The 13,628-nt window shown below is 64.1% G+C and carries 15 protein-coding genes and 1 pseudogene; 6 read left to right on the top strand and 10 right to left on the bottom strand.

Going from position 1 to position 13,628, the window contains the following annotated elements; genetic code table 11:
• The first annotated feature begins 86 nt into the window (after positions 1–86).
• The 5 genes from EPN33_11315 to EPN33_11295 all read left to right on the top strand — a co-directional run bounded on the left by EPN33_11315 (position 87) and on the right by EPN33_11295 (position 4,178).
• The gene (locus tag EPN33_11315) at positions 87–491 is read left to right on the top strand and encodes a response regulator (GenBank protein ID TAN21212.1); all 405 of its coding nucleotides are present in this window, start codon (positions 87–89) and stop codon (positions 489–491) included.
• 108 nt (positions 492–599) lie between these two features.
• Positions 600–962, top strand: a complete 363-nt coding sequence (locus EPN33_11310; protein TAN21211.1) for a hypothetical protein — start codon at positions 600–602, stop codon at positions 960–962.
• A complete protein-coding gene (locus tag EPN33_11305) occupies positions 959–2,524 on the top strand; it encodes a methylmalonyl-CoA mutase (GenBank protein ID TAN21210.1) in 1,566 nt (521 codons plus the stop codon). Before EPN33_11310 ends, EPN33_11305 begins: the two co-directional genes overlap by 4 nt.
• Positions 2,525–2,553: 29 nt before the next feature.
• Complete coding sequence (gene nadC, locus EPN33_11300; GenBank protein ID TAN21209.1) at positions 2,554–3,438, top strand: carboxylating nicotinate-nucleotide diphosphorylase; 885 nt, start codon at positions 2,554–2,556, stop codon at positions 3,436–3,438.
• Positions 3,435–4,178, top strand: coding sequence for a biotin--[acetyl-CoA-carboxylase] ligase (locus EPN33_11295; protein TAN21208.1), 744 nt, complete (start codon positions 3,435–3,437; stop codon positions 4,176–4,178). The genes nadC and EPN33_11295 overlap by 4 nt, the downstream gene beginning before the upstream one ends.
• Here EPN33_11295 and rlmN read toward each other — a convergent pair.
• Positions 4,172–5,230 (bottom strand): annotated as a pseudogene (rlmN, locus tag EPN33_11290) (23S rRNA (adenine(2503)-C(2))-methyltransferase RlmN). The gene EPN33_11295 and the pseudogene rlmN sit on opposite strands and share 7 nt — an antisense overlap.
• Before the next feature lie 123 nt (positions 5,231–5,353).
• Here rlmN and EPN33_11285 point away from each other — a divergent pair.
• Complete coding sequence (locus tag EPN33_11285) at positions 5,354–6,673, top strand: insulinase family protein (GenBank protein TAN21207.1); 1,320 nt, start codon at positions 5,354–5,356, stop codon at positions 6,671–6,673.
• Here EPN33_11285 and EPN33_11280 read toward each other — a convergent pair.
• Genes EPN33_11280 through pyrE form a run of 9 tightly spaced genes read right to left on the bottom strand, consistent with a single transcriptional unit; the run spans position 6,670 to position 13,619 of the window.
• Positions 6,670–7,173 (bottom strand): GNAT family N-acetyltransferase, encoded by a 504-nt coding sequence (locus EPN33_11280; GenBank protein TAN21206.1) that lies wholly within the window; start codon positions 7,171–7,173, stop codon positions 6,670–6,672. The genes EPN33_11285 and EPN33_11280 overlap by 4 nt on opposite strands.
• Positions 7,170–7,451, bottom strand: coding sequence for a DUF1778 domain-containing protein (locus tag EPN33_11275; GenBank protein ID TAN21551.1), 282 nt, complete (start codon positions 7,449–7,451; stop codon positions 7,170–7,172). The genes EPN33_11280 and EPN33_11275 overlap by 4 nt, the downstream gene beginning before the upstream one ends.
• Positions 7,452–7,494: 43 nt before the next feature.
• A complete protein-coding gene (gene mnmG, locus EPN33_11270) occupies positions 7,495–9,354 on the bottom strand; it encodes a tRNA uridine-5-carboxymethylaminomethyl(34) synthesis enzyme MnmG (protein TAN21205.1) in 1,860 nt (619 codons plus the stop codon).
• 24 nt (positions 9,355–9,378) lie between these two features.
• Positions 9,379–9,600, bottom strand: a complete 222-nt coding sequence (locus EPN33_11265) for an addiction module toxin, HicA family (GenBank protein TAN21204.1) — start codon at positions 9,598–9,600, stop codon at positions 9,379–9,381.
• A complete protein-coding gene (locus tag EPN33_11260; GenBank protein TAN21203.1) occupies positions 9,600–9,824 on the bottom strand; it encodes a type II toxin-antitoxin system HicB family antitoxin in 225 nt (74 codons plus the stop codon). Before EPN33_11260 ends, EPN33_11265 begins: the two co-directional genes overlap by 1 nt.
• 10 nt (positions 9,825–9,834) lie before the next feature.
• On the bottom strand, positions 9,835–11,121 hold the full coding sequence (locus EPN33_11255) for a serine--tRNA ligase (GenBank protein TAN21202.1): 1,287 nt from the start codon (positions 11,119–11,121) through the stop codon (positions 9,835–9,837).
• 11 nt (positions 11,122–11,132) lie between these two features.
• A complete protein-coding gene (gene prmC, locus EPN33_11250) occupies positions 11,133–11,972 on the bottom strand; it encodes a peptide chain release factor N(5)-glutamine methyltransferase (GenBank protein TAN21201.1) in 840 nt (279 codons plus the stop codon).
• Complete coding sequence (mtnA, locus tag EPN33_11245; protein ID TAN21200.1) at positions 11,944–13,002, bottom strand: S-methyl-5-thioribose-1-phosphate isomerase; 1,059 nt, start codon at positions 13,000–13,002, stop codon at positions 11,944–11,946. Before mtnA ends, prmC begins: the two co-directional genes overlap by 29 nt.
• Positions 12,999–13,619, bottom strand: coding sequence for an orotate phosphoribosyltransferase (gene pyrE / locus EPN33_11240; protein TAN21199.1), 621 nt, complete (start codon positions 13,617–13,619; stop codon positions 12,999–13,001). The genes mtnA and pyrE overlap by 4 nt, the downstream gene beginning before the upstream one ends.
• Between the last annotated feature and the right edge of the window lie 9 nt (positions 13,620–13,628).

Raw genomic sequence — 13,628 nt, 5'->3', positions numbered from 1 at the left:
TGCCGCTGTTACGATTTGCGACAACTGATTCCGTGGCGGAACATTTCCGCCCTGGAGGTAAACCGTTGGCTACTACGAATTCCCCCGTGGAGGGTGCCACAGCCCCCGCTGTTCAGGTTCAGCGCCGCATTCTGGTTGCGGTGGATGATCTGTTTTTTCTTGCCAAAATCCGCGAAACGGCCCGTCAGCTCAAGGTCAATATTGACATGGCCAAGACCGACCGCGAGCTACTGGAAAAGGTCGCCCCGCCGCCGGCGGCCATCATCCTGGACCTGAACAGCACCGCCCTCAAGCCGATTCCCACGATTGGCAAAATCCGCCACAATCCCGAGCTGAAGAAGATTCCCCTGATCGGCTTTCTCAATCACCTCCAGGCTGACCTTAAGATCAAAGCTCAGGAAGCCGGCTGTGATCTGGTCATGCCGCGCTCGGCTTTTTCGCAGAACCTTCCCGGCCTGCTGCGCCGCCACGGTCTAGCCGAAACCGTCTAGGCGCGAGCCGCCTAGAATGGAAGCATGGGCACAGGCGCAAAAATCGGCCGTGCGGCGGCATATTTAATCCGGCAGCGCCAACGCCTGCAACAGGCGCCTGTGGAGCCTATGGGTGCAAGATTGGGCCATGCCGCTGGCACGCTGGTGGGCAATCAGGTCCAAAAACACAAGAGCGCGCCCGGCACAGTGAAAACTGCCTTCCGCCGCAGTGCCCGCCAACTTTGGGTGCATTCCGGCAATGCGCTGCGCCGCCTCGGCCTGCAAGTCGCGGCCGTGCTTTTTTTATTCTTTGCGTCCGGCTTCGGCTTTGCCGGATACAAAAGCTGGGCCGCGGATCGGGCCCATACCGGCATTCCACTAATTTCCAGCCTGACGCAAGCCTCCTCCGGCACGCAGGTTGAGTTAGCGTTGGCGCTGGTGTTTGCCTACTTTGGTATCAGCTCGCTGGCGCGGGCGGCGCAGCGCGCATGAGCAAGGACCTGTATCGGCCTTCCGATCTCGAGGGGTTCGACTACGATCGCGAGCTGGGTGATCCCGGCAAGTTTCCCTTCACGCGCGGCGTGCGGCCGGACATGTACCGCGGCCGTCTCTGGACCATGCGCCAGTACGCGGGATTTGCCGACGCTGAAGAGTCCAACCGCCGCTACCGTTATTTGCTGGAGCAGGGAACTACCGGGCTTTCGGTGGCTTTCGATCTGCCCACCCAGATCGGGCTGGACAGCGATGCCGAGCTGGCGCGGGGCGAAGTCGGCCGCGTCGGCGTCTCCATCACCTCGCTGCCGGACATGGAGCGGCTGTTTGCCGGCATCCCGCTGGAGAAAATTTCGACCTCAATGACCATCAACGCCACCGCAGCCATCCTGCTGGCGCTGTATGTGGCCACGGCGAAGCGGCAAGGGGCGGACCCGCGCAAGCTGCAGGGCACGGTGCAGAACGACATCCTCAAGGAATACATCGCCCGCGGAACTTATATTTACCCGGTCCGGCCGGCGCTGCGTCTGGTGACCGACATCATCGAGTACGGCTCGCGCGAGCTGCCGGAGTGGAACACGATTTCTATTTCCGGTTACCACATCCGCGAAGCCGGCTCGACCGCGGCGCAGGAAATCGCCTTTACCTTGGGCAACGGCGCCGCTTACGTGCAGGCGGCGCTCGACCGTGGCCTCGACGTGGATGCCTTTGCGCCGCGGCTGTCGTTTTTCTTCAACGCCCATTCCAACCTGCTGGAAGAGGTCGCCAAATTCCGCGCCGCGCGGCGCATGTGGGCGCGGCGGATGCGCGAGCGTTTCCACGCGCGAAATCCCAAGTCCTGGATGCTGCGCTTCCACACGCAGACGGCCGGTTCCACGCTTACGGCACAGCAGCCGCAGGTCAATATCGTCCGCACGGCGTATGAAGCCCTGGCAGGCGTGCTCGGCGGCACGCAATCGCTGCACACCAATTCGTTCGACGAGGCGCTTGGCCTACCGACCGAAAATGCCGCCCGCCTTGCTCTGCGCACCCAGCAAGTGCTGGCGTACGAGACCGGCGTGCCCGAGGTCATCGATCCCCTGGCGGGTTCCTACTACGTCGAATCCCTGACCCACCAGCTCGAGCAGGCAGCCGAAGCCTACCTGGAGAAAATTGAAAGCTGGGGGGGGGCGCTCGAAGGGATGCTACAGGCGATCGAGAGCGGCTATGTGCAACGCGAAATCCAAAACGCCGCCTATGACCAGCAGCAGCGCCTGGAAAAGGGCGAGGCGGTTATCGTCGGCGTCAACCGTTTCCAGCAGCAGGAAGCCACGCCCACCCCGGTTCTCCAGATTGCTGCCGAAGTCGAGCGCAAGCAATGCGAGCGCCTCCGCGCACTGCGCCAGAAGCGGGACGCCGGCCGCGCCGAGGCTTCTCTGGCCCGCATCGCCGATACTGCTGCCGGCAGCGGCAATCTGCTGCCTCCGCTGATCGCCGCCGTCGAAGCCAACTGCACCCTGGGCGAAATTGCCAATGCCCTGCGCGCCGTCTTTGGCGAGTATCGTGAAACCGTATTCGTGTAGCCGCCACTCTATTCCAGTAAGCTAGAGACATGGACTGGCACAGTCCCCGTATCCACTCTCTGCTCGAGCGCGCCCTGGCGGAAGATCACGCGCTGGCGGACGCTACCACACTGCTTACCGTCGCTGCGGAAGCCGAGGCGCAGGCGGAAGTCATTGCCAAACAGGAGTGTGTCCTCGCCGGGCTGGATCTGATTCCTCAGGTCTTTGCCGTCTTTGCCGCCATGCAGGCCAAAGCCGGGGCCACCGGTCCGCAGCGGGCGGTGGTGTTTTCGCACCACCCGGAGGTGTTCGACGGGGTGCGCGTGCAACCAGGCCAAACGCTGGCGGTGCTGCGTGGGCTGGCGCGACCGTTGCTCTCCTGTGAGCGCGTCACGCTCAATCTCTTGCAGCGTATGAGCGGCATCGCCACGCTCACCCGCCAGTTCGTCGATGCTGTCGCCGGCTTGAAAGTGCATATTCTCGATACCCGCAAGACTGCCCCCGGGCTGCGCCGGCTCGACAAGTACGCGGTCACGTGCGGGGGTGGGCGCAATCACCGCGCCGACCTATCCGACGCCATCCTGATCAAGAACAATCACATCCGTCTTGCCGGCGGCATCACGCCGGTGCTGGAGCGCGTGCGCAAGCACCGCCGCGCCGGCCAGAGCGTCGAAATTGAAGTGCGTACGCCAGAGGAGCTGGAGCAGGCGCTGGCTGGCGGCGCCGACCGCCTGCTGGTCGACAACATGGCGCCTGCGCAGGTGGCGGCGGCGGTGAAGACGGTGGCGGGCCGCGTGCCCATCGAGGTCTCGGGCGGGGTGAAGCTGGCCAGCGTGCGTGCCTATGCGGAAACCGGCGCCGATTTCATCAGCGTGGGCGCGCTCACCCATTCCGCGCCCGCGGTCGATATTTCCATGCGGATCGTGCCGGTGTGAGCGACGCGTTCCGCCGTGATCTGGCAGCGCGCTTCGGATCGGCGTTGCACTTTTTCGAGAGCATCGGTTCAACGCAGCGCGAGGCGCTGGCCGCCGCCACCGGCGGGGCGCCCGAAGGGTCGTTGTTTGTCGCCGAGCAGCAAACCGCCGGCCGCGGCCGTCACGGCCACATCTGGATTTCGCCGCCTGGCGCCGGCATCTACGCCAGCCTGCTGCTGCGGCCGCGCCGTCCGGTGAACAAGCTGCTCTGGCTGACGCTGGCCGCCGGGCTCGCTGTCGCCGGCGCCGTGCAGCAGGTCTGTGGCGTCGAAGCGGAGATTCGCTGGCCGAACGACTTGCTGCTGGAGGGAAAGAAATTCTGCGGGCTGCTGATTGAAAGCGACCGTGGCGCTGCGGCCCTAGGCTTTGGCATCAATACCAGCCCCGCCGCGCTGCCGCCGGAACTGAGCGAGATTGCGACGTTTTTGCCCTGCGATCGCTCGGAGCTCTGCATTGCTGTCGTGGACTCGCTGCTGCAGCGCTACGCTGCCTGGAACGCGGGGGATGACGAGGCCATCCGCGAGGAATTCGAGCGCCGGAGCGGCTACGCGCGGGGCTTGGCCGTAACCGTCGACGCTGCCTGGTCGGGCGTTACCGAGGGGCTCGACGGCGATGGGTTCCTGCGGGTTCGCACCCCCGACGGTTCGATCCGCACGGTTGTTTCCGGCAACGTCCGGCCTGCGTCCGCCACCGCCAACTGACCGCAAGCCGCGTAAATATCCCGGCCGCGCGGGCGGCGGATGTAGGTCGCCACGCCGCCGGCGACCAGCCGTGTCTGAAAGGCCAGCACATGTTCTGCATCGGGAGTTTGGAATGGCAGTCCACCACCAAAATTCCAGGCAATCAGATTCACCTTTGCCCGGCGGTGGCGCAGCAGCGCGATCAGCCGGTCGGCATCGGCGACGGTGTCGTTCACGCCGGCGAGCAGGACGTACTCGAAGGTCAGGTACTCGCGCGGCTGGTAGGCGTAGGCATCGACCGCGGCCCACAGAGCATCCATGCTGCCCTGACCGCGATGCAGCGGCATTAACCGCTGGCGCTGCTCGTCGTTCGACGCATTCAAGGAAATCGCCAGGCGCGGGCGGCCATGGGGAAACTCTTCCTCTCCCCAGCGCCGGATTTTTTCCACAATGCCTGAGGTGGAGACGGTAATCCGGCGTGCCGCCAAGCCGGCGCCGTCCGGATGCGTCAGCACCTGGACCGCCCGCACCACGTGCGCATAGTTCAGAAACGGCTCTCCCTGCCCCATGAAAACCAGATTTACGCGGTCGGCGCGACCGTGGGTGCTGCCCGGCCGCAGGTTGTGCTCGCGCAGCAGCAACAGAACCTGCCCGACGATTTCAGCCGCGGTCAAACTTCGCGTCAGCCCCAGGGTTGCGGTCAGGCAGAACTGGCAGCCGACGGCGCAGCCTACCTGGCTGGAAATGCAAAACGTCGTCCGTTTGCGAACGGAGCGGCCTTCGCCGTCGAATTCCTCATCGGGCAGGTAAACCGCCTCGACCTGCTGGCCGTCTTCCAGAGCCAACAGGTAGCGGATGGTTCCGTCGCTGGAGATGATGCGCTGCGCAATCGTCGGCCAGCTCAGATGCAGCCGCTCCGCCAGGCGTTTGCGGTCCGCAGGCTTGAGCTGCCGGACCTCGTCCCAACTGGCTGCCTGCTGGCGCTGGAGGGCGGCAAAAATCTGCTTGGCGCGGAACGCAGGCAAGCCGAATTCTGCGGCCAATTCCTTCCACTCTAAAGGAGCAAGGCTCAGAGCGCCTTGAGTAAGCCTTTTATTTTCAGCAGTTTCTTGGCTGACTGGCACGTCCCAATGCTCCCCATCGTTTATGCCACAATAGCAACAGCGCAGTACAGCCGGAGGAAGCCGAGGAAGAAAATGTCCAGCCCCACTTCTCAATTGGTTGCCGGCCGTGACGCGGACGCACCCGAAAACCAACAGATCGAGCGCACCACGCTCGCCAATGGTCTGACCATTATAAGCGAGCGCATGCCGCACGTCCGTTCGGTGACGATGGGTATCTGGGTGCTGAACGGTTCGCGCCGCGAGGCGGCCGAGCTGAACGGCATCACCCACTTCATCGAACACATGGTATTCAAGGGCACCAGCCACCGCTCGGCGGAGGAAATCGCCCGCTCGGTGGACTCCATCGGGGGGAACCTGGACGCGTTCACCTCCAAAGAGAATGTGTGCTTCAGCGCCAAAGTGCTGGACGAGCACGTGCCGCTCGCCTTCGAGGTGCTGGCCGATCTGGTGCTCAACCCGCTGTTCCGCGCCGAAGACATCACGCGCGAGCAGGGGGTCATTCTCCAGGAAATCAAGATGGACGAGGACAACCCTGACTACCTCGTCCACGAAATCTTCACGCAAAATTTCTGGAAGGACCACCCGCTTGGGCGGCCCATTCTCGGGACCAAGGAGACCGTCCGCCGTCTGTTGCAGCCGACGCTGTTCGACTGGTATCACACCTGCTTTTCGCCCGACAATCTGCTGATCGCCGCGGCGGGCAATATCGAGCACGCGAGGCTGGTGGAGCTTGCCCAGCGCTGGTTCGAGGAGATGAAAATCTGCCCCAACGGCCATCGTGACGCTGCTCCCACTACGCACGCCCGGATTATCCTGCGCAATAAAAAGCAGCTCGAGCAGGTGCAGATTTGCCTCGGCATGCCCGCCGAGTCGCTGATGAGCGAGCAGCGGTATGCCTGGTCGGTGCTCAACACAGTGGTGGGGGGCGGCATGTCGTCGCGGCTGTTCCAGAACATCCGCGAGCGCCAGGGTTTGGCCTACGCCGTCTTCAGCGATTTAAGCCCGTACAGCGACACTGGCATGTTCGGCATTTATGCCGGCACCAGCAACCAGTCGGTGCGCCAGGTGATCGACTCGATTCTCAAGGAGCTGCGGGAGTTGCGCGGCCAGCCGATTCCGGAAGAGGAACTGCGCCGCGCCAAGGACAATCTCAAGGGCAGCCTGATGCTGGGCTTGGAGTCCACCGGCGCGCGCATGTCGAACCTGGCGCGGCAGCAAATCTACTTCGGCCGCTTCATTGGGATGAACGAGCTGCTGGAGCGCATCGAGCAGGTCAGCATGGCTGACGTGCAGCACATCACGGCCGCAGCCTTCGACCCCGCCCGCATGGGCCTAACGGTGCTCGGCAACCTGAACGGGCTGCGGATTACGCGCGCCGATCTGGCGGCTTAGGGTTGCAGAAATGTCGTCAGCGGCAGCACGAGCTTGAGCGGCCTGCCCTGCAGCGGTAGGGCTCCGTAGCTTGCATACCAACGTGCGGCGCGGTCGTTTTTGGCGTCGATTAGGAGAATGACTCCTCCCACCTGTGTTGCGGCCAGCAAGCAGCGTTGCGCGGCAGCGACCAGAAGCTGGCCACCCAGCCCCTGGCCTTGTACGCTGACGTCCGTCGCGATTCGCGCTAAACGGAACCCCGGCACCTCGTGATGGCCGAGGCCGCGCCGCATGACTTCGGGTGTATCTGCAAACGCAAGGCATGCCGGCGCGATGCTGTAGAACCCCAGAATGGTTTGGTTATCGGAATCGTCGATCGCCAGGAAGGTTTTTGCGCCTCCCGCATCGTGACTTTGCCGTGCATAACGGCGAAGAAAATCGTTCATCGCCGTATCGCCGCAGTCAAACGCGTTACGGTTGTGCCGGCGCGCGATCGGCTCCTCGTGCCATGCCGGGGTCATCGCTCTTGCTTGCGTAGGGCCGCCATGGCGGCGCGGAGCTTCGCGTTAGGAGCCGGAGGGTGCTCCAGAAGGTCAAGAACGCGAAGACTATCCCGCTCGGACAGCTTCGCGCACTCGGCCTCCTCTATTGCTGACCGGGCTTCCCGCAAGGCAGGTTGCAGGACGAAGTCCGTCAGGTCGGTGTTTCGCAATGCGGCCGCTCGCAGCAGGGCAGCTTTCTCCGTGGGCCGGACGCGAAGCTGGAGACGCTGGTTATTTCCGACAGGAATTCGTGGCATGAAGTTGTACTCATTTAAAGAGTACACACAGGCAGGCTGGGCGTCAAATCGAGGCGGGTGAGGCCGCCTGGCGCTTGCGGAGTTCCAGGTGGACCAGCAGCAGCGACAGCGCTGCCGGGGTGACCCCCGGGATGCGCGAGGCCTGGCCCAGCGTCACGGGGCGGACACGGGTGAGCTTTTCCTGCATTTCGCGCGAGAGGCCGGCGATGCCGTGATAGTCAAAGCTATCCGGAATCGGCTTGCCCTCGGCCTCGCGTAGTTGCACCATGTGCCGCTTCTGCTGGGCCAAGTAGCCCTCGAATTTGATGCCAGTCTCGATCGTTTTCAGCTCCCAACCGGCGGGATCCTCGCGAATCTGCTCTTGCATCACTTCGGGCAGCCGCTCGCGCAGCCAGGGCTCAAAGTCCTTCATCTTGATTTCCGGTTGCTTCAGCTTCTGTGCTGCAGGAGTCGCGTTGAGCAGCGCCGAAATGGCTGCAATCCTTCGCTGTTTGGCTTCAAACAGCCGCCAACGATCCTCATCCACCAGTCCGATCCGCCGCCCGTGCGGCGTCAAGCGCGCATCGGCGTTGTCGATCCGCAGATGCAATCGGAACTCCGCGCGCGAGGTGAACATGCGGTAGGGCTCATCCGCGCCGCGCGCGATCAGGTCATCGACCAGAATGCCGGTGTAGGCCTCGGTGCGGCTGAGCACCAGCGGCGCCTCGCCCTTCACCTGCAAGGCGGCGTTGATCCCGGCGACCTGTCCCTGGCAGGCGGCTTCTTCATACCCTGAAGTTCCATTGATCTGGCCGCCCAGGAACAGCCCGGCAATCTTCTTGGTCTCGAGCGTCGGCCGGAGCTCGGTCGGCTGCACGAAGTCGTATTCGATGGCGTAGCCCGGCCGGATCATGGTTGCGTGCTCCAGGCCTGGAATGCTGGCTACAACCGCCGCCTGGACATCGACCGGCATCGAGGTCGAAAGGCCATTGACATAGGTTTCGTCCGTGTCCAGGCCCTCCGGTTCGAGAAAGATCTGGTGCCGGTCCTTGTGGGGGAATTTGACGACCTTGTCTTCGATGCTGGGGCAGTAGCGCGGCCCCACGCCTGCAATTTGGCCTGAATACAGTGGACTGCGATGAATATTCGCCCGGATCGCCGCATGCGTCTGCTCGTTGGTAAAGGTCGAGTAGCAGAGCACCTGCTCGCGCTCGATCCGCCGCGTTTTGAACGAAAATGGCGTGGGTTCGGCGTCACCCGGCTGGGGCTCGAATTTGGTCCAGTCGATCGTCCGGCCGTCGAGGCGCGGCGGCGTGCCCGTCTTCAGGCGTCCGCAGTTGAATCCCAGCAGCTTGAGGGACTCGCCCAGAAGCTGCGCCGCCGGCTCACCCCCGCGCCCGGCAGGATATGTAGTTTCGCCCACATGGATGAGTCCGTTCAGAAATGTTCCGGTGGTGATGACCACGGCTTCAGCGGCGATGACGCTGCCGTCGCGCAGCTTGATGCCCCGCGCGCGCCGCGTACCATCCGGCAGGGTCTCTACGTCCAGCGAGGCCACCTCGGCCTCGCGCAGCGTCAGGTTCGGCGTCGCAGCCAGCACCTCCTGCATCTTCTCCCGGTACCGCTTCTTGTCCGCCTGTGCGCGCGGCGACCAGACGGCTGGGCCGCGGCTGGTATTCAGCAACCGGAACTGAATCCCAACGGCGTCAATGATCTCGCCCATGATGCCGCCCAGCGCGTCCACTTCGCGCGCCAGGTGGCCCTTGGCGATGCCGCCAATCGCCGGATTGCACGACATCTGCGCGATGAGGGGGATCTTGAGCGTACACAGCGCCGTCTGCAGGCCCATGCGCGCCGCCGCCCAGGCCGCCTCGCAGCCCGCGTGACCGCCACCAACCACAACAATGTCGTACCGCTCCGCCATCCTTCCAGTTTAGCGGACGGATTCTCAGTCCAGCAGCGTGATGAGTTCCTGGACGGTGATCTCCGCCGCCCGCAGAATCGCGCGCAGGGTGCCCCGATCGAGAGTAGCGTGCAAGGGGGCCGTAACCGGTACGCGGCCCGGCGCCGCCAGCCGCACATGGCTGCCACGCTGTCGCAGCGATACATAGCCAAGCTTGCGAAGCGCAGCAATCAACTCTGCTCCCGACAACACCGGCAGCGGGGGCATCAGTGGCTCACGGCAACATCGGTGAGCTCATACTCCGGCGGCAAGCTCCAACCCTCCGCCGACTGGGTTTCCAGGCAGAGTGCTATTGCTTCGCGGATATTCCGGAGTGCATCCTCGCGGTCCCGCCCTTGACTGATGCACCCTGGTATCAGCGGACATTCCGCTACTGTCGCACCGTCCTCGCCGGGGTACAGCAGCACAGGCAGCTTGGCAGGCAGGTCCATGCACCCTAGTTTACCGAAGTGTCGTTGCAATCTGCTCCGCAGCCATATAGGGCTGAAGCGCCGACGGAATCCGCACGCTCCCGTCGGGTTGCTGGTAGTTCTCCACAATCGCGATCCAGGTGCGGCCGACGGCCAGGCCGCTGCCGTTGATGGTGTGAGCGAGTGCGGTTTTTTTGCCGTCGCGGAAACGGATGTTGGCGCGCCGTGCCTGGAAGTCGCCGCAATTGGAGCAGGAGCTGATCTCGCGGTACTGTTGCTGGCTCGGCAGCCAGACCTCCAGATCGTAGGTCTGGGCCGCACTGAAGCCCAGGTCGGCAGTACACAGGTTCATCACCCGGTACGGCAGCTCCAGCTCCTGCAAAATTGCCTCGGCATCGCGCGTGAGCTGCTCGTGATCGGCGGCCGATTTCTCCGAGTGCGCTATTTTAACCAGCTCGACTTTCTGGAACTGATGCTGCCGGATGATGCCGCGCACGTCCTTGCCATACGATCCTGCTTCGCTGCGGAAGCAGGGCGTGTAGGCGGTCACGCTCACCGGTAGCGAGGCCGCCTCCAGTACCTGGCCGGCAAATAGATTCGTCAAGGGTACTTCGGCCGTTGGAATCAGCCACAGGTCCGTACCTTCGCACTTGAACAGGTCTGCGGCAAATTTCGGCAACTGGCCCGTGCCGCGCATGCAGGCGCTATTCACCAGCGCGGGTGGCAACACTTCCGTGTAGCCGTGCCGCTCCGTGTGCCGGTCGAGCATAAAGTTGGCCAGCGCCCGCTCCAGCCGGGCGCCGGCGCCCTTGTAGACCGCAAACCGCGCGCCGGAAATCCGCGCTGCGGCGTCGAGATCCAGAATGTCCAACTCGGCTCCGAGTTCCCAATGCGGCTTGGGCGTAAACGCAAATTCGCGCGGCGTGCCCCAGCGCCGCACTTCGACGTTGTCGGCCTCCGAGTTGCCCACCGGCGTAGCCGCCGACGGCATATTGGGAATGCTGAGCAGAATGGGATCGAGCGCCTCATCGAGCGCTTTGGCTTCGGCGTCGAGCGCGGTAATGCGCTCACCCAGCGCGCGCGTGGAGGCAATCAATTGCTCCGCTTCCGGGCTGTCACGCTCCGGCCCGCGCTTCAGCTTCGCCACCCGCTCCGAGGCCTGATTCCGCTCCTGCTTGAGCGCATCAGATTGTTGAATCAACTCGCGGCGGCGCTGATCCAGCTCGCGGAAGCCGCTCAAGTCAAGTTGCGTGTGCCGCCGCTCCAGCATGGCGGCCACTTCGTCCAGGTGCGTGCGTACGTAGTTGCGATCCAACATTGCTCTTTAGTTTAGCCGCGCCGCGCGGTCAGGACGCGTTGCCAGCCGAGGGTGTCGGCTTGGGTTGCGATATCGGTCCAGCCCCAAGCTGCCAGCAGTGGGACGACGGTCTGGGCTGAGGCGTAGCCCATCTCCAGCACCAACCAGCCGCCCGGCACAAGCGCAGCCTGGGCCTGCGGGATTAGTCTTTGGTAGATTTCGTTACCCTGCGACCCGGAAACTAACGCTACGCGGGGCTCATGCTCCCGTACTTCTGGCTGCAACGCCGCCAGCTCGCCTTCGGCCACATAGGGCGGGTTCGAAACGATCAGGTCAAACGGACCCTCGACGCCGGCGAGAAGATCGGTCTGTTTGAACTCGATGGACGCTCCCAGCCGCCGTGCATTCTCCTGAGCGACCTCCAGCGCCGATGCCGAAACATCGGTGGCCATCACTTGCGCACGCGGCCGCTCCAGTGCCAGGGTCACTGCGATGCAGCCTGATCCGGTTCCTACATCCAGCACGCGCACTGGGGGATTGGCGGGGGTACGCTCCAGTGCCGCCTCGACGACCATCTCGGTTTCTGGCCGTGGAATCAGCACTGCCGGCGACACGGTGAACCGGCGACCATAAAACTCCTGTTCGCCGGTGATGTATTGGAGCGGCGTGCCCGCGGCGCGCGCAGACAGGGCAGCGCGCCAGCGCGCCAGCGCCTCCGGTTCCGCGTCCTCTTCCGGATGCGCGTACAGATAGCTGCGTTCGCGCTCCAGTGCGTGCGCCAGCAGCAGCTCTGCCGTCAGACGCTGCTCGGCCACGCCGGCGCGCTCCAGCCCGGCCACGCCTTCAGTGAGCAGCTCGCGCAGGTTCGGCATGGGCAATCTGGGCGAGGGACTCGGTATAAGGCGCGCGCGCGATTCCCGCCTCGGTAATGATGGCGCTGACGTAGCGGTTGGGCGTTACGTCGAACGCCGGATGCGCCACGGCTACGCCGGACGGCGTGATCGGCACGCCTTGCAGATGCGTCACCTCGGCCGCACTGCGTTGTTCAATCGGTATCTGCTCGCCTGACGCTAAGCTCAGGTCCAGGGTTGATAGCGGCGCGGCCACATAGAAGGGAACGCCATTTTCCTTCGCCAGGACGGCGACCGAATAAGTGCCGATCTTGTTGGCCACATCGCCATTGGCGGCAATGCGGTCGGCGCCGACAATTACGGCCGTAATTTTGCCAGAGTGCAAAAAATGTCCGGCCATGCTGTCGGTGATGACCGTGGTTTTAATGTGATCCTGATCCAGCTCCCAGGCGGTCAGCCGCGCCCCTTGCAGGTAGGGCCGCGTCTCGTCGGCAAACACTTCGATCTTCTTGCCCGCTTCCACCGCTGCGCGAATCACGCCCAGAGCGGTTCCGTATCCGGCCGTCGCCAGGGCGCCGGCGTTGCAGTGCGTCAGCACGCGGCCACACGCCGGCAGCAGGGCGGCGCCGTGCCGGCCCATCGCCCGGTTTATGGCCACGTCGTCGGCGGCAAGGCGCAGGGCCTCGGCTTCGAGCGCCTTCCGAATCTGCTCCAGCGGCTTCCCGCGCTGCGATGCGAAGCATGCCCTCATGTGCTCAATTGCCCAGAACAGATTCACCGCCGTCGGCCGTGTCGCTGCCAGCTCGTTGCAAATCGCCTCGAACTCCGCTGCCAGCTCCGCCTCGTTCTGCGCGTGCGACCGCTTTACGCCCAGCGCCACACCCATGGCCGCGGCCACGCCGATCGCGGGTGCGCCGCGGACGACCATGTTCCGGATGCCCTCCGCCACTTCGTGCGCGTCACGGCAAAGCTGATAGCGCACCACATGCGGCAGGGCCGGCTGGTCCAGCAGACGGACGCCGTCTTCGGTCCACTCCAGCGTGGGGATCACTGCGACGCCTCGGCGATGGTATTGCCGCCGCGCAGCAGCTCCTTGTGCGCCGCACGCACTTCCTGGGCGCCGAAGATTGCGGCGAACGGGCACGCCCGGCCGCGATGCGCGCGCCAGAGCTGATTCAGATTATTGCGGCCGCCCGCTTCTTCGCGCTCGACCAGGCAGCGCACGGCGACCACGTTCAACTCTGCCGCCCATGCCGCTTCAATCGCCTGAATGGTCGAGGCCGCCGTGGTGCAGACATCATCGACGATGGCGACTTTCATTCCCGGATGAACCAGGCCCTCAATGCGCTTCAGCGTGCCGTGCGTTTTTTCCGCCTTGCGCACCAAGAATCCGGTGATCGGGTGATCCGTCCCGGCGCTTTCTATCGCTACGCCCACCACGATGGGATCAGCGCCCATGGTCAGGCCGCCCACGGCCTCGACCGGCGTATCCAGTTGGCGCAGCTCTTCCGAAAACAGGTGCGCCGTCAGCAGCGCGCCCATCGGCGACAGCGTGGTTGTGCGGCAGTCGACGTAGTAGTCGCTGGTCCCGCCGCTCGAGAGATGGAACTCTCCCAGCCGGAACGAGTCCCGCGCCAGTAGATCCAGAAGCTGCAATCGTTCTTCCATGGTGCAACC

The organism is Acidobacteriota bacterium, from assembly GCA_004299485.1.
Taxonomy (GTDB): Bacteria; Acidobacteriota; Terriglobia; order Terriglobales; family SCQP01; genus SCQP01.
This window is presented reverse-complemented; position numbering and strand designations above follow the sequence as displayed.

What these genes read in the sequence shown, in the direction of transcription:
- EPN33_11310 (TAN21211.1), top strand. Translation starts at nt 600, where the DNA reads ATGGGTGCAAGATTGGGCCATGCCGCTGGCACGCTGGTGGGCAATCAG.
- EPN33_11305 (TAN21210.1), top strand. Translation starts at nt 959, where the DNA reads ATGAGCAAGGACCTGTATCGGCCTTCCGATCTCGAGGGGTTCGACTAC.
- nadC (TAN21209.1), top strand. Translation starts at nt 2,554, where the DNA reads ATGGACTGGCACAGTCCCCGTATCCACTCTCTGCTCGAGCGCGCCCTG.
- EPN33_11285 (TAN21207.1), top strand. Translation starts at nt 5,354, where the DNA reads ATGTCCAGCCCCACTTCTCAATTGGTTGCCGGCCGTGACGCGGACGCA.
- EPN33_11280 (TAN21206.1), bottom strand. Translation starts at nt 7,173, where the DNA reads ATGACCCCGGCATGGCACGAGGAGCCGATCGCGCGCCGGCACAACCGT.
- EPN33_11275 (TAN21551.1), bottom strand. Translation starts at nt 7,451, where the DNA reads ATGCCACGAATTCCTGTCGGAAATAACCAGCGTCTCCAGCTTCGCGTC.
- mnmG (TAN21205.1), bottom strand. Translation starts at nt 9,354, where the DNA reads ATGGCGGAGCGGTACGACATTGTTGTGGTTGGTGGCGGTCACGCGGGC.
- EPN33_11265 (TAN21204.1), bottom strand. Translation starts at nt 9,600, where the DNA reads ATGCCCCCGCTGCCGGTGTTGTCGGGAGCAGAGTTGATTGCTGCGCTT.
- EPN33_11260 (TAN21203.1), bottom strand. Translation starts at nt 9,824, where the DNA reads ATGGACCTGCCTGCCAAGCTGCCTGTGCTGCTGTACCCCGGCGAGGAC.
- EPN33_11255 (TAN21202.1), bottom strand. Translation starts at nt 11,121, where the DNA reads ATGTTGGATCGCAACTACGTACGCACGCACCTGGACGAAGTGGCCGCC.
- prmC (TAN21201.1), bottom strand. Translation starts at nt 11,972, where the DNA reads ATGCCGAACCTGCGCGAGCTGCTCACTGAAGGCGTGGCCGGGCTGGAG.
- pyrE (TAN21199.1), bottom strand. Translation starts at nt 13,619, where the DNA reads ATGGAAGAACGATTGCAGCTTCTGGATCTACTGGCGCGGGACTCGTTC.